The 19,931-nt window shown below is 61.1% G+C and carries 29 protein-coding genes; 16 read left to right on the plus strand and 13 right to left on the minus strand.

What is annotated here, in order from left to right; genetic code table 11:
- Window positions 1-36: 36 nt before the first annotated feature.
- Window positions 37-1,455: a MocR-like pyridoxine biosynthesis transcription factor PdxR gene (gene pdxR / locus GNZ21_RS02465; protein ID WP_157321046.1), complete on the plus strand. Its 1,419-nt coding sequence runs from the start codon at window positions 37-39 to the stop codon at window positions 1,453-1,455.
- A gap of 58 nt (window positions 1,456-1,513) precedes the next feature.
- Here pdxR and GNZ21_RS02470 read toward each other — a convergent pair whose 3' ends face one another.
- Complete coding sequence (locus tag GNZ21_RS02470; RefSeq protein WP_157321047.1) at window positions 1,514-2,161, minus strand: LysE family translocator; 648 nt, start codon at window positions 2,159-2,161, stop codon at window positions 1,514-1,516.
- Between the two features lie 170 nt (window positions 2,162-2,331).
- On the opposite strand from GNZ21_RS02470, the gene GNZ21_RS02475 reads away from it, so the two are divergent.
- On the plus strand, window positions 2,332-2,742 hold the full coding sequence (locus GNZ21_RS02475) for a hypothetical protein (protein ID WP_157321049.1): 411 nt from the start codon (window positions 2,332-2,334) through the stop codon (window positions 2,740-2,742).
- Here the strand turns inward: GNZ21_RS02475 and GNZ21_RS02480 are convergent.
- The gene (locus GNZ21_RS02480; RefSeq protein WP_157321051.1) at window positions 2,729-3,628 is read right to left on the minus strand and encodes an arginase family protein; all 900 of its coding nucleotides are present in this window, start codon (window positions 3,626-3,628) and stop codon (window positions 2,729-2,731) included. The genes GNZ21_RS02475 and GNZ21_RS02480 overlap by 14 nt on opposite strands.
- Before the next feature lie 169 nt (window positions 3,629-3,797).
- On the opposite strand from GNZ21_RS02480, the gene GNZ21_RS02485 reads away from it, so the two are divergent.
- From GNZ21_RS02485 to GNZ21_RS02495, 3 genes are read left to right on the plus strand one after another with little or no spacing between them, the layout of a single operon-like run.
- A complete protein-coding gene (locus tag GNZ21_RS02485; RefSeq protein ID WP_157321053.1) occupies window positions 3,798-4,043 on the plus strand; it encodes a helix-turn-helix domain-containing protein in 246 nt (81 codons plus the stop codon).
- Entirely contained in the window at window positions 4,040-5,038 is a 999-nt protein-coding gene (locus tag GNZ21_RS02490; RefSeq protein ID WP_157321055.1) for a Clp protease N-terminal domain-containing protein, read from the plus strand. Before GNZ21_RS02485 ends, GNZ21_RS02490 begins: the two co-directional genes overlap by 4 nt.
- A 59-nt stretch (window positions 5,039-5,097) precedes the next feature.
- Window positions 5,098-5,304, plus strand: a complete 207-nt coding sequence (locus GNZ21_RS02495; RefSeq protein ID WP_157321056.1) for a hypothetical protein — start codon at window positions 5,098-5,100, stop codon at window positions 5,302-5,304.
- A 28-nt stretch (window positions 5,305-5,332) separates the two neighbouring features.
- Here the strand turns inward: GNZ21_RS02495 and GNZ21_RS02500 are convergent, their stop codons facing one another.
- The 4 genes from GNZ21_RS02500 to GNZ21_RS02510 are packed head-to-tail and all read right to left on the minus strand — an operon-like array spanning window position 5,333 to window position 7,865.
- Window positions 5,333-5,905: a cysteine hydrolase family protein gene (locus GNZ21_RS02500; RefSeq protein WP_157321058.1), complete on the minus strand. Its 573-nt coding sequence runs from the start codon at window positions 5,903-5,905 to the stop codon at window positions 5,333-5,335.
- A gap of 43 nt (window positions 5,906-5,948) precedes the next feature.
- Window positions 5,949-6,662 (minus strand): ASCH domain-containing protein, encoded by a 714-nt coding sequence (locus GNZ21_RS02505; RefSeq protein WP_188503703.1) that lies wholly within the window; start codon window positions 6,660-6,662, stop codon window positions 5,949-5,951.
- Window positions 6,663-6,672: 10 nt separating this feature from the next.
- A complete protein-coding gene (locus GNZ21_RS15650; RefSeq protein ID WP_198345956.1) occupies window positions 6,673-7,080 on the minus strand; it encodes an MFS transporter in 408 nt (135 codons plus the stop codon).
- A complete protein-coding gene (locus GNZ21_RS02510) occupies window positions 7,017-7,865 on the minus strand; it encodes an MFS transporter (RefSeq protein WP_198345952.1) in 849 nt (282 codons plus the stop codon). The genes GNZ21_RS15650 and GNZ21_RS02510 overlap by 64 nt, the downstream gene beginning before the upstream one ends.
- Window positions 7,866-8,034: 169 nt before the next feature.
- Between GNZ21_RS02510 and GNZ21_RS02515 the strand changes: the two genes are divergently transcribed.
- Entirely contained in the window at window positions 8,035-8,913 is an 879-nt protein-coding gene (locus tag GNZ21_RS02515) for a helix-turn-helix transcriptional regulator (RefSeq protein ID WP_157321060.1), read from the plus strand.
- 31 nt (window positions 8,914-8,944) lie between these two features.
- On the opposite strand, the gene GNZ21_RS02520 is transcribed toward GNZ21_RS02515, so the two are convergent.
- Entirely contained in the window at window positions 8,945-9,490 is a 546-nt protein-coding gene (locus GNZ21_RS02520; protein WP_157321061.1) for a GNAT family N-acetyltransferase, read from the minus strand.
- Between the two features lie 36 nt (window positions 9,491-9,526).
- Between GNZ21_RS02520 and GNZ21_RS02525 the strand changes: the two genes are divergently transcribed.
- From GNZ21_RS02525 to GNZ21_RS02540, 4 genes are all read left to right on the plus strand, one after another.
- Window positions 9,527-10,123, plus strand: a complete 597-nt coding sequence (locus GNZ21_RS02525; RefSeq protein ID WP_229659522.1) for a TetR/AcrR family transcriptional regulator — start codon at window positions 9,527-9,529, stop codon at window positions 10,121-10,123.
- Between the two features lie 239 nt (window positions 10,124-10,362).
- Window positions 10,363-10,764 carry an NUDIX domain-containing protein gene (locus GNZ21_RS02530; protein WP_157321063.1) on the plus strand — a complete coding sequence of 134 codons (402 nt, stop codon included), beginning with the start codon at window positions 10,363-10,365 and terminating at the stop codon, window positions 10,762-10,764.
- A 14-nt stretch (window positions 10,765-10,778) separates the two neighbouring features.
- Window positions 10,779-11,471 (plus strand): M24 family metallopeptidase, encoded by a 693-nt coding sequence (locus tag GNZ21_RS02535; RefSeq protein WP_188503704.1) that lies wholly within the window; start codon window positions 10,779-10,781, stop codon window positions 11,469-11,471.
- 157 nt (window positions 11,472-11,628) lie between these two features.
- Window positions 11,629-12,069: a hypothetical protein gene (locus GNZ21_RS02540; RefSeq protein WP_157321065.1), complete on the plus strand. Its 441-nt coding sequence runs from the start codon at window positions 11,629-11,631 to the stop codon at window positions 12,067-12,069.
- Between the two features lie 212 nt (window positions 12,070-12,281).
- Here GNZ21_RS02540 and GNZ21_RS02545 read toward each other — a convergent pair whose 3' ends face one another.
- Window positions 12,282-12,737 carry a pyridoxamine 5'-phosphate oxidase family protein gene (locus tag GNZ21_RS02545; RefSeq protein ID WP_157321067.1) on the minus strand — a complete coding sequence of 152 codons (456 nt, stop codon included), beginning with the start codon at window positions 12,735-12,737 and terminating at the stop codon, window positions 12,282-12,284.
- Between the two features lie 183 nt (window positions 12,738-12,920).
- Between GNZ21_RS02545 and GNZ21_RS02550 the strand changes: the two genes are divergently transcribed.
- On the plus strand, window positions 12,921-13,109 hold the full coding sequence (locus GNZ21_RS02550) for a hypothetical protein (RefSeq protein ID WP_157321069.1): 189 nt from the start codon (window positions 12,921-12,923) through the stop codon (window positions 13,107-13,109).
- 559 nt (window positions 13,110-13,668) lie between these two features.
- Here GNZ21_RS02550 and GNZ21_RS02555 read toward each other — a convergent pair.
- From GNZ21_RS02555 to GNZ21_RS02570, 4 genes are read right to left on the minus strand one after another with little or no spacing between them, the layout of a single operon-like run.
- The gene (locus tag GNZ21_RS02555) at window positions 13,669-14,118 is read right to left on the minus strand and encodes a DMT family transporter (protein WP_157321071.1); all 450 of its coding nucleotides are present in this window, start codon (window positions 14,116-14,118) and stop codon (window positions 13,669-13,671) included.
- Window positions 14,119-14,153: 35 nt separating this feature from the next.
- Window positions 14,154-14,474, minus strand: coding sequence for a DMT family transporter (locus GNZ21_RS02560; RefSeq protein WP_157321072.1), 321 nt, complete (start codon window positions 14,472-14,474; stop codon window positions 14,154-14,156).
- A 29-nt stretch (window positions 14,475-14,503) separates the two neighbouring features.
- Window positions 14,504-14,998 carry a nucleoside deaminase gene (locus GNZ21_RS02565; protein WP_157321074.1) on the minus strand — a complete coding sequence of 165 codons (495 nt, stop codon included), beginning with the start codon at window positions 14,996-14,998 and terminating at the stop codon, window positions 14,504-14,506.
- Entirely contained in the window at window positions 14,995-15,597 is a 603-nt protein-coding gene (locus GNZ21_RS02570) for a DsbA family oxidoreductase (protein ID WP_157321075.1), read from the minus strand. The genes GNZ21_RS02565 and GNZ21_RS02570 overlap by 4 nt, the downstream gene beginning before the upstream one ends.
- Window positions 15,598-15,636: 39 nt before the next feature.
- On the opposite strand from GNZ21_RS02570, the gene GNZ21_RS02575 reads away from it, so the two are divergent.
- The 4 genes from GNZ21_RS02575 to GNZ21_RS02590 all read left to right on the plus strand — a co-directional run bounded on the left by GNZ21_RS02575 (window position 15,637) and on the right by GNZ21_RS02590 (window position 18,436).
- The gene (locus GNZ21_RS02575; protein ID WP_232532633.1) at window positions 15,637-16,029 is read left to right on the plus strand and encodes a MerR family transcriptional regulator; all 393 of its coding nucleotides are present in this window, start codon (window positions 15,637-15,639) and stop codon (window positions 16,027-16,029) included.
- Window positions 16,030-16,121: 92 nt separating this feature from the next.
- Complete coding sequence (locus GNZ21_RS02580; protein ID WP_157321077.1) at window positions 16,122-16,772, plus strand: LysE family translocator; 651 nt, start codon at window positions 16,122-16,124, stop codon at window positions 16,770-16,772.
- 12 nt (window positions 16,773-16,784) lie between these two features.
- Window positions 16,785-18,056: an MFS transporter gene (locus GNZ21_RS02585; protein WP_157321079.1), complete on the plus strand. Its 1,272-nt coding sequence runs from the start codon at window positions 16,785-16,787 to the stop codon at window positions 18,054-18,056.
- The gene (locus GNZ21_RS02590) at window positions 18,053-18,436 is read left to right on the plus strand and encodes a nuclear transport factor 2 family protein (RefSeq protein WP_157321081.1); all 384 of its coding nucleotides are present in this window, start codon (window positions 18,053-18,055) and stop codon (window positions 18,434-18,436) included. Before GNZ21_RS02585 ends, GNZ21_RS02590 begins: the two co-directional genes overlap by 4 nt.
- A 39-nt stretch (window positions 18,437-18,475) precedes the next feature.
- Here GNZ21_RS02590 and GNZ21_RS02595 read toward each other — a convergent pair whose 3' ends face one another.
- Window positions 18,476-19,060 carry a DUF1648 domain-containing protein gene (locus GNZ21_RS02595; RefSeq protein ID WP_229659531.1) on the minus strand — a complete coding sequence of 195 codons (585 nt, stop codon included), beginning with the start codon at window positions 19,058-19,060 and terminating at the stop codon, window positions 18,476-18,478.
- A gap of 469 nt (window positions 19,061-19,529) precedes the next feature.
- On the opposite strand from GNZ21_RS02595, the gene GNZ21_RS02600 reads away from it, so the two are divergent.
- Window positions 19,530-19,925, plus strand: coding sequence for a hypothetical protein (locus GNZ21_RS02600; RefSeq protein WP_157321085.1), 396 nt, complete (start codon window positions 19,530-19,532; stop codon window positions 19,923-19,925).
- The last annotated feature ends 6 nt before the right edge of the window (window positions 19,926-19,931 follow it).

Here is a 19,931-nt window from a genome sequence, read left to right on the forward strand (position 1 = left end):
CTAGTGGCCACTTATGGGCTGTTTTGGTGGCCACCTATGGGCACTTCTCACTGGCCATTGACAGACTGTAACGCTGAGCTGAGCCTTCAGGAACAGTTAGCTGCTCAGTTCAGGCGCGCCATTCACCAGAAGCAATTAGTCCCGGGAGATCTCGTGCCAGCCAGCAGGCCTCTGGCACAACAGTTGGGTGTCTCCCGGGGAACAGTAGTCAGCGTCATGGAGCAACTGGCAGGTGAAGGTTACCTCGTGGCGCACCCCGGCAAGGGGCACTTCGTCGCCGCACTCGACCACCTCGGGCAGTCGAAGAATGAAAAGGAATCCCACACTTCTCCTGCTGTCCTAGCAGCCCCAGAGCACCCCCGGCCTGTGCTGGATCTTCGACCCGGTTACCCGTGGACACAAGGTTTGGGTCAGGACCCGCTGTGGAAGTCAGCGTGGCGAAAAGCTACCGCCGACCTTCCAGATGCCGCCCTTCACGAGGAGGAAGCATCAGGAAGCCTGCGCCTGCGCGCGGCCGTTGCCGAACACCTTCGACGAGCCCGTGGCATCATCACCCACCCGGGGAATATTCACATTACGAGCGGGACAGCAGAGGCCCTTGTGCTCATCACACTGACTCTGAACCGCATCTACAGCACCGCTCAGATCGCTGTAGAGGACCCTGGCTATCCAGCAGCGAGGCAAGCCCTGGAAACTGCCGGAGCTCGGGTGCACACGGTGCCCACAAGCGCCGACACCGGGATAGCGGTAGAAAAAATCCCTGCATCTGCCCACGCCGTAGTTACCACCCCAAGCCACCAGTACCCGTTAGGCGGGCTGATGAGCATCAACGATCGGCTAGCGCTGCTGCGCTGGGCAGACCGCCATGAGGCTGTGGTGGTAGAAGACGACTACGACAGCGAGTTCCGCTACGGCCGGCCACCATTGCCGGCACTGTCCACCCTTTCTCAAGGCGAGCAGGTCATGACTATAGGAAGCTTCTCCAAAATTCTCACCCCCGCCCTCCGGGCCGGGTACATCTACGCAGACGGTGCCCTCGGCCGTGAGCTGATCCGCACCAGGGCGGGTATCGGCGCGTCGGTCTCATATCTGCAGCAAGTCGCTCTTGCTGACTACCTTGAATCTGGCGGACTTGCCCGTCACATCGCCAGGATGCGCCGAGAGTACCGACATCGCAGAGATCTCCTGATAAGACGACTGAGCGGGCTAGCCGGTGTGCAGACCTCGGCAACCTCCGGCGGCCTGCATGCGGTACTGCACACCCCGGTCCAGGCATCGCAATTGGCTGCCCAGCTTAGGGCCAGAGGAACACAGGTGGCCCTACTCTCTTCCTACTACGCAGAAGGCCTTCCCCAAGAAGAGGATGGACTCGTCATCGGCTACGGCCAGACCTCAAGCGCTCACCTGAGTCAGGCGCTGCGGCAGATCCAAGAGATTCTTGCTACGAAGCGCTAGTGAACACCTGCGACCAGTGTGGGGCAGCCGTAATCAGCGCCTTCTGAAACAGAACCCCTCATCCAGCCACTGCGTCGACCACGAGGGCGCCGGCGAAGACCAGCAGGAGCAGTCCGACCCCGATCTCGAGGTTGGCCATGCCGCGGTTGCCCATGCTGCGGAAGACCCGGGCGCCGAAGAGCACGAAGACCGGCAGGTAGAACACCCCGACCAGTACGTCAGCGGCTCCGAGGATGCCCAGCTGCAGCCAGACCGGCCAGGCGGAGGCCTCGTCGATGAACTGGGGCAGCACGGCGACGAAGAACAGGATGACCTTGGGGTTCATCAGGTTGGTCAACAGGGTGCGTTGGAAGGCCGAACGTGCCGCAGCGCTGCGGCCGGGTGTGGCCGCAGTTTCTGCCAAGCCTGCCGGTTGGCGCCGGATGCTCCGGCTGGCCAGGATGGCCCGCACGCCGAGATAGGCCAGATAGATAGCGCCTCCCACAGACAGCACGGTGAGGCTGGCTGGGGCGGCCACCAGCAGTGCTGAGAGCCCGACTGCGCTGATGATCATGTGCACGCTCAACCCCGCCAAGGCACCTGCAGATGCTGCGAACCCCACGCGCGCCCCTCGGGCACTGGCCCGCAGGATCATCACCGTGTCCGGGCCCGGGGAGATGTAACTGACCAGCACCAGGGCCAGGAAGATGTGCCATTCAACGATCACCGGGGTCCAGGGTTCCTCTCACTCACGCGTGCCACCTGGTTCAGCGGAGGCCGGCGGCACTAGCTGCTCAGACTAACAACCGGGACCACGATCGCTGCGATGAGCAGGCCTGCGGCTGGGACGTTCTTTCAGCAACCATGGCAACCGCGGCCCCAACACGCCACCATCACATGGACACAGACGAATGGAACGACGCCGAACAACGAAGAACCCCCTTTCCGCCACAGCTGGGCGGCCTGAAACTGGACGCCATCACCCTGCATGAGGGCGAGAGTACCGTCCTCGCTGAGTACCTCTACTGCGGTGGACCAGGCGGGAACAGAGAACTGCGGCTGCACCTGTTGGATCCAGCATCTCTGCCCGAACATCTCGAGTTTGATGCCCATCCCGGCCAGTACGAGCGGGCCACCATGGCAAACCAGCCCATCACGTTGGCTCACATCGACCCCAATTTCGGGCCCTGGGACGCCATCATCGACCGTGACCAGGCACCGTGGCTGCGAGTCCTCACCAGCGCAGATACTGACACCAGTCGAGATTGGATCTTGAAGTCCCTTTCAGAAGTCCTTAGCGAGCAGTGAGGGCTCCTTCGATGAGAGAGGCGATGTTCTTAGCATCAGTCCGCTCTGGGTCCTGGGCAGGATCGTAGATAGTGACACTCATCCCGATGCACCCACCGGCACTCATCGCTGCAGTGAGAGCCTCCTGTAACTGATCGAAGGTGAGACCGCCTGGCTCATCGGGGTAGCCAGGCAGTCCCTGAGCACCGAAAATCTGTGGGTCGAGAACATCGAGGTCGATATGTAGCCACCAGCCGGAAGCAGACCCATTGAGGTGTTCGGCGGCCGACTCTGCTGTAGTGGTCGGACTCGGCTGCAGCTGCTCCAGGGGTCGGGTCAATACTCCCCAGTCGGCCAAAGTTCCGATGTTGAACCGACGGCGCCAGTCGTCATCGCGTGTTCCTAGTACGGCTAGAGCACTCCGATGGATAATGGGCAAGCGCTTGGCGATCTCTTGAGGCAGAAGCCGGCCGGTCAGGCCGAGGAGCAGCCCCAATTCACAGTTGGCAGCTTCGCCATCCTCCACTACATCTAGAGGCATAGTGTCCTCGTGCCCGTCGAAGAACATCAACCCGGCGTCTCCGAGCGCCTCCTCGACGCCCTTCATCACGCCGAGCAAAAGGGAACAGTCCCCACCGACCACCAGCGGAAACCGCCCCTGACCCAGGACTTCGCAGACACGGTGGCTGAGCTGCCAGGTCATCTCGAGCAATGCTGGTTCGTTGAGCAGACCAGTCTGCGCTCCACGGCTAGTCTCGAAAGCAGGAAGATCCAGATCTCCAGAATCAGTGCCATGCTCATGCAGGACTCTAGAAAGACCGTTCTCACGAAGCACCTGAGCAGCCCGAGACTGATGGCCCTGCCTTCCATAACCATCAAAAGGAACGCCGATGGACTCAACCGTCATGTTTCCACGCTACCGGCTTGCACCCCAGCACGGGTTTCTTGCTCTTACCTCACTAGACATATCCAGTGGTTCTCGCTGAACGGCGAGGGTTGCACAGCATGAGGAGCGCAACTAGGCACTTTTAGCAACCTTAGTTGACAGCAAGTGTGTAGCAACATAAGTTGACACCATGGAGTCTTCAGAGCTGGCCGAAACTGCTGCGGATACTGATGATCCGCGTGCCGGGCTGCGGGCTGTGGCGTCGCTGCGCATCCTGACTGACACTCTGGAGCTGAAGCAGGTCGAGGCAGCGTTGCGTGCCGGGATGAGCTGGCAGCAGATCGCTGACGTTCTGGGTGTTTCGCGTCAGGCGGTGCATAAGAAGTACTCCACACGCATCGATCCCTCGATCCCTGTTCCCAGGAGGAAACCATGAGCCGGTACGGAGCCGTCGTCGCCACGTTCACTGACCTGATGATCGCGGCGGTGGAGGAATCCTCCCGCAGGGATCAGCGTGAGGCTGACATCGAGCACCTCTTCCTGGCGCTGATCACCACTGACTACCCGGCCGGCCACGCTCTGCGGAGGGCTGGAGTGTCTTTGGCGGATGCCCGCCAGGCGGTCGAGGACCAGCATGCACACCAGCTGCAGCTGATCGGCATAAACACCGGCATGCCAGAGCCCGGACGCATCACCGCCCACCAGACCACAGGTCATCAGCTCACCCGCCGGACCGAGGAGATCCTGTACCCCAGTGGTGAGGACGAGATCACCTACACCTCCCAGGTGCTTCGCAGGCTGCTGGAGGAACCCAGCGGCTTCATCAGCGAAGTCCTGAAACGTCTCAACGTCTCTGCCGCAGAGATCCTGGCCGAGCTGGAACAAGCGCTCGAGGCGGCCTCCCCATCCACCACTGCTACAGCCCAGCGCGGAGTGCTGACCGCAACGTCTACAACGTTCCTGCCCGCCTCCGCTGAAGAGATCTGGCACCTGGTCAGTGACGCCGAGCGCATACCCGAGTGGGACCAAACCCTGGGGACGGTGAAGAACCTTAGCGACGACGAAGGGGTCTGGGAGGCCGTGGTTCGCGAGCAGCTTCCCAACGGGGAACAGATGAAAACCAAGCCGAAGAGCCGGCGCCGCCACATCCGCAGGCTCCTGGCAGATGAGCCCCATGTGATCATCTGGGGCATCAGTTTCCCCGATGCCCCGCAGAGCAACGATCTGCAGCACACCGTCACCCTCACCCCAGCTGAGGCGGGGACGCAGCTGGAGGTCATAGTCCGCTGGATCGAGCCCACACACCGTTTGAGTCTTCGTTCTAAAGTCGGGCGGGCCATCGTTGGGCGGCCTCTGCGCCCGGTGATGCGCTATTTCGTGCGCATGCAGGCCGCAGAGTTTACCCGGAGCATCAGCCGGCACTTCCGGTAGAACCCAGTCTCGCGCGCTGCCCGTCCCCGAGAAGTAGAGATGAAAGGCAGGATTCCGGCATGCTCAGCGACCGAATGATGAATATAGGAGTATTGCTGGTCTTCCTTGGCCCCATCATCAGCACCTTCTACTACAACCCGCAGATGGCCGAGCGATTCGGGGCACTGCTCTGGGCGGCGACCGGGACCTCAATGATCCTGGGGCTGATTCTGGTCTATCGAGCCTGCCGGACCGCGGAGATAGAAGAAGACGAAGGCGAGAGGTGACAGTGCGGCTAGAACACGGCAGGAAATGTCAGGCTGTGATCAGCTCTTCTGTAGTGGTGATGGTGGCGAACTCTTCGTGGAGGTTCGTTGCTGTGATTTTCCCCAGCGTGTCAGCTGGGATGACTTCACCCTCGGGCGATTGACGGTCGAAGGTATGGGTGGCATCCAAGGTGAAGAACACTTGGTAGCCGAGATTGCCCCCCACCCGGGCGGTGGTCTCGCAGCAGTGGTTGGTGGTGATCCCGCAGACCACCAGCTCGGTGACCCCCTCCTGCTGAAGCCACTGGTGCAGGTCCGGAGTGCCGTGAAAGCTGGAGTTCACGCTCTTGACCACCAGCAGATCGGGCTCACCGGTGATGACGTCCTTGAACTGATTCCCAGGACTGCTCGGATGCAGAGGCGATGATTCGTTGGTGGAGTCGTGGCGGACAAACACCACCGGCCGTCCGGTCTTGCGCCAGTGGGCGATCAAGGTCTCGATGTTCTTCTCGCACTCCGGGTTGTTCCTGGTCCCCCAGAACTCGACGTCGCCGAAAGCCTGCTGCACATCGACGACGACCAAGGCGGCCTTGGGACCCGGGGAAAAAGAGGGTGCTGTCATGGTGGCAGGCTATCAACGGCGCCTAGATGGTCAGGGGCTCCGCTTAGTCCGCAAGCGTGAAAGTCACCACGTCGACCGGATCTTCTACACCTAGTTCTGGATAGTGGTGTTCTAGGGCCTGATGGAGTTCGTCCAGATTGGCGAAACCATCTGCAAGAGCGTGCTCTTCCGTCAGTGCATCTCTCGTACTGGTCTGGACCTGCGTGACGTATGCATCGAGAGTGAAGACCGAGCCGTTGTCCTTCTCGAAGACCAGCTGTGCCGGGCCGGGGCGGAATGGATCATCGATGCGGATGGTCTGGTTCTTCTTTCCTTGACGGATGCTGCCCTCGTAGCCTTCCCACATGTAGATCCGCTGCGGCTGGTCAGCTACCTTCCAGTCATAGGCAAAGGGCAGCAGCTCCTCCACAGTGTGTGCTTCCAACCCGTTTGCTCCTCTGACCACGCACTGGATGGCGGGGTTAATGTCGAAGAGGATCTGGCGACACTTTCCGCACGGAGCAATCACATCTCCGGATCCTCCATAGGCAGCCACAACGGCGACGACAGGGTCGTCAGGGCAGGTCGCCGCATGATTCGACAATGCTGCGATCTCTCCGCACGGGCCACCCAGAAAGTGGTAGGTGTTCAGCCCGAGGACGGTCTGCCCAGTCTTGGTAAGCAGGGCCGCTGCGACGGTGTGGTCGCCGTCGTCGTTCCACCGTCGTACATGCTCAGATGCAGCGTAAACCAAGCGGCGCAGTTCAGGAGTAATCACTCAGCACACTCTACCGACGACGTTCAGGATGATCCGGCGTCTGTTTCTGCCGGACTACGAACCGAGCGATCAGGATGAGAACCAGTCCGATGAGAGTCAGTCCTGTTCCAGTGATGGTGGGGCTGCGCAGCCCGTAGTCGGCGGTGATGGCGGCTCCTGCGAGGCTGACACCGATGGTGTTGCCGAGGTTGAAGGCTGCGATGTTGGTCGCTGAGGCCAGGGTCGCGGCTCCTGTGGCGTGGCGCATCACCCGGGCCTGTAACCCGGGGACGGTGGCGAACCCGACGGCACCCAGCAGGGCCAGCATGACGGCAGTAGGCAACGGCAACGACGCGACGGCTCCCAGGCCCAGGATCACTGTGGGCAGCAGGATCGAGAGGACCAGTACTGCGTTGTCGGGGTTTTGTCGGCTGCCCAACCGCCGATGAAGTTCCCGGCAAAGAGGCCTGCTCCGAAGAGCACCAGCAGCCAGGGCACCGCTGAGGCGGAGTAGCCAGTGACTTCTCGCAGTAGGGGTTCGATATAGGTGAAGACTCCGAACATGCCGCCGAAGACCATCGCAGTGGTCAGCAGTGACACCAGCACCTGCGGCCGTACCAGGGTACGGAACTGCTGGGCGATCGGCAGCTGATCCTGTTCCGGTTGGGTTTTCGGGACCAGGCAGATGAGGCCGGCTAGGGCGAGGATTCCGATGGCGGAGATGATCCAGAACACTGTGCGCCATCCCAGCTGCTGACCGATGAAGGCTCCGGCCGGGACTCCGAGGACATTGGCGATGGTCAGGCCAGCAAATAATGCTGCCACCGCTGAGGCTCGGCGGTGCTCTGGCACGAGCGTGGAGGCTAAGACCGCGCCGATTCCGAAGTAGCCGCCGTGGGCCAGGGCGGCGATGATCCGGCCGGTGAACATCACCTCATAACTCGGTGCCCAGGCCGAGAGGGTGTTTCCCGCGACGAAGAACGCCAGCAGCAGTACGAGTGCATGCTTCGGGGTTTTACGCATCAACAAGGGTGTGATCGCCAAGGCCCCAGGGACAACGGCCAGGGCGTAGCCGCCGACCAGGTGTCCTGCCTGGCTGATGGTGACTTCGAGGTCTGTGGCGACCTCGGTCAGCAGCCCGGCGATGACGAACTCGGTCAATCCGATGCCGAAGCCTCCGACGCTCAGTGCCAGTAGGGCCAAGGTTGCTTTGCTCTTGCTCACCGAGGGACGGGAGGGTGCAGATGGTGTCTCTGTGGTGGTGTGGGTAGGTCTCACGCCCTCCACGGTCACCTGCGCCGATATGTCAGAGCCATCCCTCTGTTGTGCCTACCCCCGCCAGGGGCACCCATTGCCAGTGACATCGCAGGCGCTACGTGGAAAGAATGGAGGCATGACCCTTCAACAGGCCCGGAAGGAAAGTGCCAGCCCGGCAGCACCAGGTGCCTTGGCTGATTTCTTGCGGGCTCATCGTGCCCGGATCACCCCTGAGCAGGCAGGAGTAGCCACCTATGGTGCTGTTCGCCGGGTCCCCGGGCTGCGGCGGGAAGAACTGGCCCAACTGGCCGGGGTCTCGGTGAACTACTACACCCGCCTCGAGCAGGGAGAGGCGATGAACCCCTCACCCGGTGTAGTCACCGCCCTGGCCAGGGCCCTCCAACTCGACGAGGACGCCGCCGCCTACCTGCACACCATCGCCGGCACCACCCAGCCTGCAGCCTCCGGCATGACCGAGGCGGAAGATTCCGAAGCAGACATGAGCTTCACCTTTGACCGTCTAGTTGAGCACATGCCCGGTACCGCTGCGATCACGCTCTCAGCAACCAACGACGTCCTGTCCTACAACCAGCTGGCCTACCAGCTGTTCTTCTTCCACCTGGATCTTGCTGAGCAGTGGAACACCCACAGGTTGCTCTTCACTGACCCTTATACCCGGGACCTCTATCGCTACTGGAATGAGGAAGCCTCCCTGGCGGTGGCCTCCCTGCGGTTCCACGCCGCCTCAACCCCCGACGACACCGCAGTACAAGCCCTGGTCGGTGAACTGTGTGTCACCAGCAGAGAGTTCGCACGGCTCTGGGCCGGACACCCAGTACGTCGCTGCACCCGCGGCACCAAACACCTCATCCACCCCGAATACGGGGACCTGGATCTGGAATACCAAGTCCTCCACGCCCCCGACGGCAACGGACGCCGCATCCTCATCCACACCGCTGCTCCAGAAACAACCACCGCAGACGCACTCACTCTGATGAGAGAAAGTGCCGCCTGAATCGCTTGACCCCCTCACAGACTGGGCAGACTCAGCGGTCAGAAGCCAGTGCGCCGTAGATGAGGGTGTCGGTCCATTCGCCTTTACTCCACCAGTCCTGGCGCAGGTGAGCCTCACGCTGCATACCAGCGCGTTCTGCCAGTCGGGCCGAAGCGATGTTACGGGCATCCATCTGAGCAGCGACACGGTGCAGACCATAGTGGTCGAAACCTAACTCCAGCACGGCTTGCACTGCTTCTGTGGCCAGGCCCTGACCACCGTAGGCGGGGTCCATGACCCAGCCAATCTCAGCGATGCGATGCTCAGCATTGGTCAGCCACAACAGCACATCCCCGATGACCACGCCGTGATGCTCGATGATCAGCGCCAGAGACTCACCATCCTGGTCGAGGCCCACCTGTCTCACCCGTTCACTCACACGACGTTCAGCCTCACTAGCGGCCCATGGCTCATCCAGTAAGTATCGTGCGACGTCATCTTGGCTGTAGATGCGCTGCAGAGCACCGGCATCACCCTCTTGGTGCAGCCGCATGAGCAACCGGTCCGTTTTGCGAGGCAATAGATCAGCGTGTGTCATGCGGTAAAACTAACATAGTTCGCATAAGGTGGGGGTGTGAGCTATTGGGAACACCGCAAACCGGTCCGCCGGGCCCGCGCCGTCGACGTCGAACAGGTCGCCCAGGCCGGAGTGCAACTGCTAGACGAGGGTGGACTGCGGGCATTGACTATCCGTGCTGTGGCCCAGCGGTTAGGCGTGGCGGCTGCCAGCCTTTACTCCCGGGTCTCCTCTGTGGACGACCTCTATGACCTGGCTCTGGATTATGCACTTAGCACCGACCAAGGTCTGCAGCGAGCCATCGAGGGCGCTGGGCTGCATCAGCTGATGATGGCCTTTTATCGGCATCTGGTGGCTCACCCGTGGGCGTGTCAGGTCATCGCCATGCGAGCACCCCGGGGCCCGAACTACCTGCGGCTCTCTGAGCGCATGTGCGTTCTGCTCGCCGATCAGGGAGCGGCTGACCCGCTGGGCGCGGCGTACACGTTGTCGAACTTCGTCATCGGCAGTGCGACCACAACCCCGATGGCACGCAACGAACGCACCGCGCCCATCGACGCAGACATCGCCCCTGAATATGCAGCACTGCACGCTGAGCACGAGGTCGAGGCCGCATCACTGGTCAGCAACGGACTCAAGGCCCTGTTGGGCTGAGACCTGATTGCCTATATGCCAGCCCACTTCCAACTCTTATGCTTCAGGCCGGAAACAGCTGCAAATCCACCCGTCGATCAGCAACATTGAGATGGAAAGCTCAGGAGTTCCTCATGCGCATCCTTCGTGGCTTCCTATTCACCCATGACGACGATGATGCCCTAAGCATCAGAACGCCCATGCAGAGCTGATACAAAGGACAGCAGAGTGCGCCTCCAAACCTCTCTTCAGGAGTTCACATGACTTACGAGCCACGTATCGGATGTGGTGCCGCCATCCTCAGCAACGACAAACTGCTGCTGATCCAGCGCCGCGGAGAACCCGAAGCAGGACACTGGGGTTTCCCTGGTGGCAAGGTTGATTGGCTGGAACCGGTGCCCGAGGCCGTGGTCCGAGAAGTGCGCGAAGAACTCGGCATCGAGCTCACCGATCTGCAACTGCTCACTGCCGTGGACCAGATCGACTCTCAGGCCCCAGCGCACTGGGTGGCGCTGGTCTACCTCACTGATGCGTTTACCGGACAGCCCAGGCTCATGGAGCCGGAGAAACACATCGACTTCGGCTGGTTCTCACTCGATGAGCTGCCAGAACCGCTGACCACCGCGACCCGAATGGCCCTGCCCTCCCTGCTATCTCGCTGAAAACCATTCCTTCGGTGGAGAAGAATCAGAAGGCACAGAACATCGCCAAAGAAGCGATGAGCCAAACCTGCCAATGGGTCCGTGCCGGCCAGTCACTGCAGGAAGTGCGGGACTACTGCGAACAGGTGATGCGACAGCTGGGGGCAGAGGGGTTCTGGTATTACGGGATCGGTGCGTTTATCTTCTCCGGTGAAGAAACTGTGGTGTCAGTCTCCGGCCGGGACTATCAAACACCTGAGCGCACTATTCAGAATCAGGATCTGCTGACGATCGATCTCAGTCCGCAGTACGGCGGGGCGTGGGGCGATTACGCCCGCACCCTGGTCATCGAAGACGGGAAAGCCCTGCCTGACCCCGGGCGCGCACTGCGGCGTGAGTGGGGCGAAGGAGTCCTAGCGGAACAGTCCCTGCACCAGGAACTTCGACAGGTCGCCAGACCCTCTATGACTTTCGAAGAACTCCACGCCCATATGAACGAGCGCATCCACCAGCTCGGTTACGAGAATCTGGACCTGCACGGCAACCTGGGCCACTCCATTGAGCAGCGGCCAGAGGACCGCATCTATATCGAGGAAGGCAACACGGCGCCCTTGGCCAGCGCAGAGCTGTTCACGTTCGAACCCCACATCCGCCGATCCGGCACCACCTACGGCTTCAAATACGAGAACATTTACTACTTCGCAAATGGTTCGCTCGAGACGTTGTAGGCAGTGAAGAGTCACCCGGGACGCTGCGACACTTTCCGCCCGTTTTCGTCGCCACACGGAGTAACTAGAGGACTGCGCGGGTGGTGTTGAGAGCGTCTCCAGTTTCGTGGTTACGGTGGATGAAGCGATACAAAACGAGCCGAAGGGGTGACTTGTCGTGGTCTCACAACATGGAAGCCGTTTCTGGGCCGGCTTCTGGGGCATCTTCGGAGTTCTGCAATCGGTGCTCATTGCAGGATCTGCCTTGCAGAACTTCGGAGAGTGGTGGAACTGGCTGCTCCTGTTCATGGGCCTCTACCCGGCCACATTGGCGTGGTACTACTACTGGGGCAAACAGCCACCTGAAAAGGGGATGGAAAAGGACCCCGCAGGGTTCGGCTTCAAAGTAGCACGCGGCGTCAGTGCTGGCCTCTGGCTCATCTTCGCTGCTGGGGTGCTCTGGAACTGGCTCGGAGACTCCGAGATCAGTCTCTTTGCTCTGGCTTTCATCGTGTGGGCAATTTCCATCCAGGAGCTACGTGTGGCCAATGTTGTCAGGTGGAGCGCGGCCGGGGACACGAACGAGGCTCAATCTGCTCCCACCGCGACGACGGTTTAGACAGGTCTGGCTGTTCTCCGCCTCTGACCTCCCCAACGTGTCACAGAGAGTGTCACAAAGGATCCGAACGAGGTTCTAAGAGAGCCCATCGGATCGGTGAGTGTGCCGAGAGAATCGCATGAAATCAGAGGGGGAACGAACAAAACCCCACGTCAGGTGCAGATTGAAATGCTAGTGCTTGGAACAAGATCAGTCGATGAAAGGGACTGACTTTATGAAGGTCGGTATGACTGGTCGCGGAGCATCACCGTTTCAGGCTGGAACTTGACGAAGAGCCAGTCCTCCAGGTGGTCCAGCCCCTCGACGAATCTCTTCTGGTCCCACCTTGTCATGTCATTGCCCAGGTACTTGGAGAGCACCCGCTTGGCCTTCTCAACATCCCACGGCTCCACTGTGGCACGGCCCCGGAAGCTGACATGTTGGACCAGCCCGGTGTTCACATCAAAGTCCACGATCCCGACAGCGGTACGCGGGTTCTTCTGCACACGTTGGTGAAAGGTGTTCTCGGAGACCACGACGATGAACCACAGAGCAGAGTCTTCCCACAGAAACCACAAGGGAACATCCCGCGCCCCCTCGTCCGAAGACGTTGCCAGATGAGCGAAGAGAGGCCTGCCCAGGAACTCTTCTAGGTCCATGTTCTCGGAGGGCGTGCCAACGACCTGCATTCTGTCCTGTACCTCTCTGGGCCTCGTTACTGAACTCTTCTTTCCTCAGCTTCACCCTAGTCCACTGCAGAAGGGCGAGACTGGTCCGTTGTTATGCAGCCCATCGTAAACATGAGCCTGAAAACCTGCTGACAAGGATGTACGGTGGAGAAACCATAGGAAACACGCAGGAAGGGGGCCAACATGTCCAAGGAAGTCTGCTCCTCCATGGCTGTTGCTTTCCTTGTCATTGCTGCCGTGGCTTTTATGTTGGCCTTGGAGGCCATACCGGGCATTGCCGCCTGGTCGCTGATCATCGTGGCGCTGTTTGTCGGTTTGGGTGTGGGCGGTTACTTGGAGCGCCGCCGGAAGCCTGCGCCTTCTTCTTCGTGATCTGTTCACGGGTTGCTGTTTCTGTCCGGCAGAACCAGAGGCCGCAAGCTGCACCCATCACTACGCGGGGGAAGGGTACCCGCAGTTTCTGCAGGGCCTGTTCGGCGGTATTGTCGAACCACCAGGTGAACCTCCAGGATCCGTAGACGGCTGCACCCACCCCTGCCGCGACCCCAGCTCGGGCTGCTGGACTCATAGCCTGAGTAGGACCCTGCCCCTTCTCTTTGCCACTGTCCTCGGCCGAGGTTTCTCGGGCCGGCGTTTTGCTCTTCGAAAGCGCAATGAGGCCGACAGCGGCAGCGGTGGACCCCCACGTCAGGGTCTACGGAGCCAAGCCGGGTATTTCCTAGCTGGGATGAGCACCAACGCCCCGGTGCCTACGGCTTGAGTCAGAGGACTCTTGAGGACATTCAGAGCTGTTTTCTTCGAGTCTGTCATGGCTTCACCGTAAACATGATCAGCATGAACAGAGCATCCGCCCTGAGGCCGATCTGTGAGCGGAGGCGACTGAGACGAATACCAATCAAGCACTCGTTCAGTCGCCTCCGGTGGTTGGGCATCATGCGGTCTTCAGATCGTGGGCGGCTTCGGTGGCGCTGCCTCCCTTCTGTTCCAGCTTGGGACTGTCGGCGACTTTCAGCCATACGACTCCGGCGATGATGATGCTCAGCCAGAAGATGCGGGTGAAGGTCACTGGTTCGTCGAAGAAGAAGGCTGAGGCGATGACCGCACCGACGGCACCGATGCCGACCCAGACGGCGTAGCCGATGCCGACGTCGATCTTTCTCAGTGCCAGGGAGAGGAAGAAGAGGGTGAACAGGAAGAAAACTAGTGCGGAGATGGACCAGCCTGCGTGGGTGAAGCCTTCGCTGCCGCCGACGCTGATGGCGTAGCCGACTTCGATGATGCCGGCGATGATCAGGAAGATCCAGGAGCCGAGATTGCTCTCCCTGGCCGGTGTTTCGTGGACGCTGTTCTCGGTGGTGGGTTCAGCAGTTGTTGTTGCCATGGGGTTGTTCCTTTCTGTGAAGGTGGATGGGGTGTTCAGGCTGCGCCGGAGAGTTGCAGACCGGTGACTCCGCCAACGACCAGGGCGATGCCGGCGAACTTGTTCCAGGTCAGCTTCTGGCCCAGGAACAGGGCTCCGAGGATGACGATGCCCACGCCGGAGACCGCTACCCAGATGGCGTAGCCGACGCCGACGTCGAAGGTCAGCAGCGCCAGGGAGAGGAAGACGGTGGCGACTGCTCCGCTGGCAAGGGTTGCCACGGTCCACCAGAGTCGGGTGAATCCTTTGGCGTTGGAGGCTGAGATGGCGACTGCGATTTCGAAGATGACGGCGATGGAGAGGTAGAGCCAAGCCATGGTGCTTGTCCTTTCAAGAGTGGGATGGTTCAGATAGTTCTGAGACTGCCGGGGTGATTGATGTCCAGGTAGCGGGTGAAGGGTGTGCTGCCTTCGGCCACGGGAAGTGGGCTGATGAACTCGCTGAGTGTGTCGCGGTCAATGCCCAGTGCGGGGTAGCTGCTGCGGTAATCGATGCCGAAGGCAGCGACCTGGTCGGCGTCGACGGCGACGTAGACATGCTCGATGCCGTGGTCCATGGCGAAGCGATAGCAGAGCCCACAGGGCTCGCCGGTTGCCAGCAGGGTATGACCAGCCAGGTCGCGGAGGCCCTTGTCCCGCATCACCTGGCGCATGGCCATGATCTCCGCATGAGCAGTAGGGTCGCGGGTGCGGGCCACCTCGTTGATCCCCTGACCGGAGATTTCCCCGATCTGGTCGAGGACCACTCCGACGAAGGGCAGCCCGCCGGCCTCGACGTGGTCGATGCTGTACTGCACGGCAGATTCCATGGCCTGGGTCAGCTGTTCGGTGGTGAGGCTCATGAGGCCTTCTCCGCAGAAGCGTCGATGACCTTCTTCAACCGGGTGGCGCTGGGGACTCCGCGGACCAGCTCGCCGTCGACGAAGATGCTGGGGACCGCCTCAACGCCAAGGGTCTTCACCGCGTGCTCCAGCTCCGCCCGGTGAGCGGCGCGGAAGCTCTCGTTGACCAGGGCATCCTCGGCCTCCGCCCGGTTCAGGCCGACCGAGGTGGCGATCTCGATGATGACCTCGTCCTCGCCGATGTTTCGGTCCTGCTGGAAGAACGCCTTGAACATCGCCTCGGTGTACTGCTCGGCCAGTCCCTTCAGCTCCGCGAGCTGGAAGACCATGAAGGCCTTCTCCGTGCGCGGCTGCGGAGAAACAGTGGGCAGGGTGATGTCAAAGCCCAGCCGCTTGGCCATCGGATACACCGAGGCCTCCCAGACCCGCGGCAGGTACTCATCCTCAGGTCGCAGAGTCGGCACCGGATCCGGGCGCAGCTCGAAGGGGTGGATACGGACTTCGACGTCGCGATCCCGCTTGACCTCCTCGATGGCGTCTTCGACCAGGAAGCAGAAGGGGCAGACGTAGTCCAGGTAGACATCGATCTGAGTCGTCATCAGTGGGGTTCCTTTCACCTGCTGGGGTATGGTTCCTCCATGGTGAAAGCTGACACCGGTGTTAGATTCAAGTCCGAAGAGCTCCTGAGCATTGGTGAGCTTGCTCACAGGACCGGAGTGAGCCCTCGCTCCATCCGCTACTACGAGCAGCAGGGCCTGCTGGTCTCCGAACGCACGGGGTCAGGGCACAGACGATTCCTGCCCGAGGTGGTCGAACGAGTAATACTCATCCAGCACATGTTCGCCGCCGGGCTCTCCAGTCAGGACATCTACCCGATCCTGCCCTGCATGATCGACGAGTCTCAGCGCACCCGCTTCCTCATGGACGAGCTCCGCCGCCACCGGGATCGCCTGGTTGACGAGGTGCGCAAGCAGCAGGAGACCATCAACATCCTCAACGGCGTCATCGAAGAATACGACCACGCAGAATAGGGCCAAGGCCCCCCACGGGTCTGCCATAGAGCTGTTACCTCGTATGGCAGAAATGTTCATCCGGCTGGGGCGGAGGTGCGTAGCATGGGGATATGACCGAACAGCTGATTGCTTTTGCTCTGGTCTCGCTGGCCGTGATCGTGATTCCTGGTCCTGATCTGGTGCTGCTGTTCAAGAACGCGGCCAAGGACGGACGGATCGGCGCGGTATACACCGCCGGTGGGATCATGCTGGGCAACGCAGTGTTGGCCACAGCTGCCGCGGTTGGGCTGACCGCGCTGCTGATGACCTCTCAGACTCTGTTCGATGTGGTGCGGATCGCTGGTGGTCTGTACCTGATCTATCTGGGTTCCCGAGCGGTATTCAGTTACATCCAGTTGCGTAGAGCAGGGGATAACCCCGATGTGGTGGAGTTCCGTCTCAAGCCAGGCAAAGTCCACCGTCCGAAGCTGACTGGTTTCCGCCAAGGGCTGATTACCAATCTGCTCAACCCTAAGGTCGCTGCCTTCTACCTCTCGTTGTTCCCGCAGTTCGATCTCTCTCCGCTAGCCCCTGGAGTCCAGCATCTGGTGCTGGCTGCAGGGTTCTGGGTCATGGCACTGGTCTGGTACATCCTGGTGGTGATCTTCCTGACCAAACTGCAGCGGTTCTTCCAGTCCCGGAAGGTCGCCCGCCGCACCGAAGCCGCAGCCGGGGCGGGATTGCTGGGTCTGGGCACCTATGTGCTCGTCTCTGATCGCTGACCTGAGACCCTGTTGAGCTCTCCCCCTGCGCATGAGCATGCCCAGCCTGCGCGGCAGGCTCAGCGCGGGGTGTTGTGGACCTACGCGCTGAACAAGGCTGGGACCGGGGTCTTCGCCTCCCTGCTGGTGATTTACCTGACCACCCAGCGAGGCATAGATCCAGCGTTCCTGGCCCTTGCCATCCTGACCGCAGGCATCGCCGGCACCGTGGCAGGCATCCCGCTGGGAGGGGTCGCGGACCGTTTCGGTGCCAGACGGATCTACATGGCGACTCTGGGCTTCGAGGCCGCCGCCTCAGTGGTGATCATCCTGGCCTTCAACAACACCCTGGTCCTCGTCGCGCTGCTGCTAGCCGAGGTGGGAGCTGCAGCAAGTGCTGCTGCCGCTGCCCCGCTGGTCCGCGCTCACGGGGGTGACCGTCCGGCAGTACTGCGAGCCAAAGTGCGCACCGTCAGCAACGTGGCCATGGCTGCCGGAGCGGGTATCGCAGCCATGGTGGCACTGATCAACCACGAGACCTTCTACATGGCAGCCCTAGCCCTGAACACGCTCTCATTCCTCGGTGCGATCATCGTGGTCCGCAAAGTTCCCTCCCCACCCCGTCTCGCCGGGACAGTGGTGCTGCGGCGCCGGTTCGCCATCCTCGAAGCCCTCACAGATGCGCCCTACCTGGTAGCCGCAGTGGTCAACGGGCTACTGGGGTTGCACACCGCTTTCCTGACCTTCCTGATCCCGCTAGCCATGGTCCGGCTCGATGCCGAGTATGCCTGGATCGGCCCGGCCGCTCTAGTGGTCAACACCCTGGTGATCTTCACCCTCCAGGTCCGTATCAGCAGAAAGATCAGCACCCACCAGGCTGCAGGGTGGGCATTTCTGGCCTCGGGTGTCCTATTGGCTGCAGCAATGGGTGGACTGGTGCTGACTTACCGCCTGGAACCAGACCTGGCGGTGCTGCTGGTCGTTCTAGCGGTAGTGGTGCTGATCTACTCCCTCGGGGAGATATACAGTGCCGCAGGAGGATTCGAGGTCGCCTTCGGCCTGGCACCGGAAGGCTTACAAGGCCAATACTTCGGAGCCTTCAACGCCCTGTTCCACCTGGGCATCGCCACCGGACCAGCATTGTTGGGCTGGCTATTCTTCACCAGCCATCCGGCAGGTCCCATCGCCCTGGTGAGTTTCTTCCTGGTCTCCGGACTGTTGTCCCCCTGGCTGATCCGATGGGCCGCGAAACGAAGCCACCACACCCCCGCAGCCATCCCCACAGGAGTCAAGGAGAACTCATGACAACTCAGAGCACCCCAGTGCTTGAGGCCTATATGAACGCATGGGTCGCAGGAAACCCGCAGCAGATCGCCGACCTGGTGTCTGTGGACTGTGTGATCACTGAGTGCTACGGGCCGGTCTACCGTGGACGCGAGAGGGTCTTCCAGTGGGCGGACCAGTGGTTCTCCGAGCGTGGGATGGTCCATTCCTGGCAGATCAGCTCATCGTTTACCGCACCGGGTAGAGAAGTAGCCGAGTGGGTCTTTGATTTCACCTGGCAGGGGCGTCGTCGCTCTTTCGAAGGCGCCAGCATCGCTACCGTTGATGGAGGTCTGATTACCTCGCTGCGGGAGTATCGCACCACCGGGGAGCTCTACGACTGGACCGGCACCTGGCTCTGAGCCGTGGTGGCCGGCTCCCTTGGGGCAGGCGTGATGGGTTCAGAGTTTGGACATCCGGTAGATGAAGAACCCCTGACTGGCCAACATTGCTGCCAGTCCGACCCACACCCACGGGCTGATCGGCCAGTCGCCGGCGATCCCGCCGAGTGCGATCAGATAGATCAGCGTCACGGTAGCCACGGTCCAGATCATCATCTGGACACCGTTTTTGTAGTGGGCCTGGATGTTGTCCTCGGTGACCTTGCCCAGCCCGTAGTTATAAGTCCGCGGGAAACGGGTAAGGACCGCGCAGCCGATGATCGCAGCAAGCATCACCGCAGCCATGCCCAGGATCTCCCAGGGTGAGCCGTACCGGTTGACCGATCCATCAGCGGCGAAGTGCATCGGTACTTGATCCGGCATTGAGGGGATGCGTGCCACCATCCACACGGTGTAGAGCACCGCGATCGTCAGGCTGCCGATCAGCAGCAACCGGTGAAACTGATCCAGGGTGAAATCTGGCTGGGGACGGCTGCGCATCGTGGGGTACTCCAGCGCCCCATCGCCGTTACGGAAGGGAACACCCAGGCGCCGGGCCTGCACATAGTCACTGACCGGCTCGTTGTCTGTGGTCTTCTCCGGCATCGTCACCTTGTCCTCCCTCAGATCCTCTCCAGGGATTATTTCAAACTGGACGACGAGGAGGACGGTCAGTGCAGGCCGCTTCCAGGGCTGTGGTGCTCCGGGTGGCGCCTATGCGCAGTTGCGCTCAGCCAAGTGTGCTTTGGACCTGGTCTTGTAGCCAGGCGCTGAGGGATTCAGGGTCGTAGCACACCGCCGCAGAGAGAGAAATACGGTGGGCCGATGCCGTTGGAGGCCCAGTTCGCCATCGTTTTGGCCGATACCCCGAGGTAGTCGGCAGCTTCCTGCCGGGTCCACAGCCTCGGCATTGTCGGGGTTGCATCTGTCTTGGTTTCTATAGTTGCTGTGCTCATATGCCCGTAGCGTCCGGCCGGGGTCGTCAACGGGGCGACCCAGCCAATCTGGCTGAGTTCTTTCGACCCCTCGCATGGGAGCTGCGCACCTTGGTGGGGCTTCCGGACACTCACAGGGCATGGATACCAACGACAGCACAGAGACCAACGATACGAACCAGCGCGATCACCAGTGGGAGACCGCCGGCGAACTGGCCGATGAGCTCACCCCACAGAGCACGGGCCGGTGGCTGATCACCACTAAGGGCACTCTCCATCTCTGGGATCTGGATCAGATGACCTACGTGCGAATGCCATCGGCAGCATCGAAGTCAGGGTCTATGGGGCATGACCAGAGGCCAGTTCCACTCACTCGGGTGGTCTGGTGGCCGAAAGTTGGGGAGCGTCCTTACTTCTGGTACGACGATCCGGACTATCCGATGTTTTGGGAGCACTGGCGGATCAGCTCGGAGGTCCAGAAGATCGAGCGCCTAGCCGATACCCACGCCACCACTGATCCGGAGGACCCGTCATGACCCCTG

Origin of the sequence: Nesterenkonia alkaliphila, from assembly GCF_009758175.1 — a bacterium.
In the GTDB taxonomy this organism is placed as follows: domain Bacteria; phylum Actinomycetota; class Actinomycetes; order Actinomycetales; family Micrococcaceae; genus Nesterenkonia; species Nesterenkonia alkaliphila.

Coding starts and splice junctions, on each gene's coding strand:
- pdxR (WP_157321046.1), top strand. CDS start 37: ATGGGCACTTCTCACTGGCCATTGACAGACTGTAACGCTGAGCTGAGC.
- GNZ21_RS02475 (WP_157321049.1), top strand. CDS start 2,332: ATGGACACAGACGAATGGAACGACGCCGAACAACGAAGAACCCCCTTT.
- GNZ21_RS02480 (WP_157321051.1), bottom strand. CDS start 3,628: ATGACGGTTGAGTCCATCGGCGTTCCTTTTGATGGTTATGGAAGGCAG.
- GNZ21_RS02485 (WP_157321053.1), top strand. CDS start 3,798: ATGGAGTCTTCAGAGCTGGCCGAAACTGCTGCGGATACTGATGATCCG.
- GNZ21_RS02490 (WP_157321055.1), top strand. CDS start 4,040: ATGAGCCGGTACGGAGCCGTCGTCGCCACGTTCACTGACCTGATGATC.
- GNZ21_RS02495 (WP_157321056.1), top strand. CDS start 5,098: ATGCTCAGCGACCGAATGATGAATATAGGAGTATTGCTGGTCTTCCTT.
- GNZ21_RS02500 (WP_157321058.1), bottom strand. CDS start 5,905: ATGACAGCACCCTCTTTTTCCCCGGGTCCCAAGGCCGCCTTGGTCGTC.
- GNZ21_RS02515 (WP_157321060.1), top strand. CDS start 8,035: ATGACCCTTCAACAGGCCCGGAAGGAAAGTGCCAGCCCGGCAGCACCA.
- GNZ21_RS02520 (WP_157321061.1), bottom strand. CDS start 9,490: ATGACACACGCTGATCTATTGCCTCGCAAAACGGACCGGTTGCTCATG.
- GNZ21_RS02530 (WP_157321063.1), top strand. CDS start 10,363: ATGACTTACGAGCCACGTATCGGATGTGGTGCCGCCATCCTCAGCAAC.
- GNZ21_RS02545 (WP_157321067.1), bottom strand. CDS start 12,737: ATGCAGGTCGTTGGCACGCCCTCCGAGAACATGGACCTAGAAGAGTTC.
- GNZ21_RS02550 (WP_157321069.1), top strand. CDS start 12,921: ATGTCCAAGGAAGTCTGCTCCTCCATGGCTGTTGCTTTCCTTGTCATT.
- GNZ21_RS02555 (WP_157321071.1), bottom strand. CDS start 14,118: ATGGCAACAACAACTGCTGAACCCACCACCGAGAACAGCGTCCACGAA.
- GNZ21_RS02560 (WP_157321072.1), bottom strand. CDS start 14,474: ATGGCTTGGCTCTACCTCTCCATCGCCGTCATCTTCGAAATCGCAGTC.
- GNZ21_RS02565 (WP_157321074.1), bottom strand. CDS start 14,998: ATGAGCCTCACCACCGAACAGCTGACCCAGGCCATGGAATCTGCCGTG.
- GNZ21_RS02570 (WP_157321075.1), bottom strand. CDS start 15,597: ATGACGACTCAGATCGATGTCTACCTGGACTACGTCTGCCCCTTCTGC.
- GNZ21_RS02575 (WP_232532633.1), top strand. CDS start 15,637: ATGGTGAAAGCTGACACCGGTGTTAGATTCAAGTCCGAAGAGCTCCTG.
- GNZ21_RS02580 (WP_157321077.1), top strand. CDS start 16,122: ATGACCGAACAGCTGATTGCTTTTGCTCTGGTCTCGCTGGCCGTGATC.
- GNZ21_RS02590 (WP_157321081.1), top strand. CDS start 18,053: ATGACAACTCAGAGCACCCCAGTGCTTGAGGCCTATATGAACGCATGG.
- GNZ21_RS02595 (WP_229659531.1), bottom strand. CDS start 19,060: ATGCCGGAGAAGACCACAGACAACGAGCCGGTCAGTGACTATGTGCAG.
- GNZ21_RS02600 (WP_157321085.1), top strand. CDS start 19,530: ATGGATACCAACGACAGCACAGAGACCAACGATACGAACCAGCGCGAT.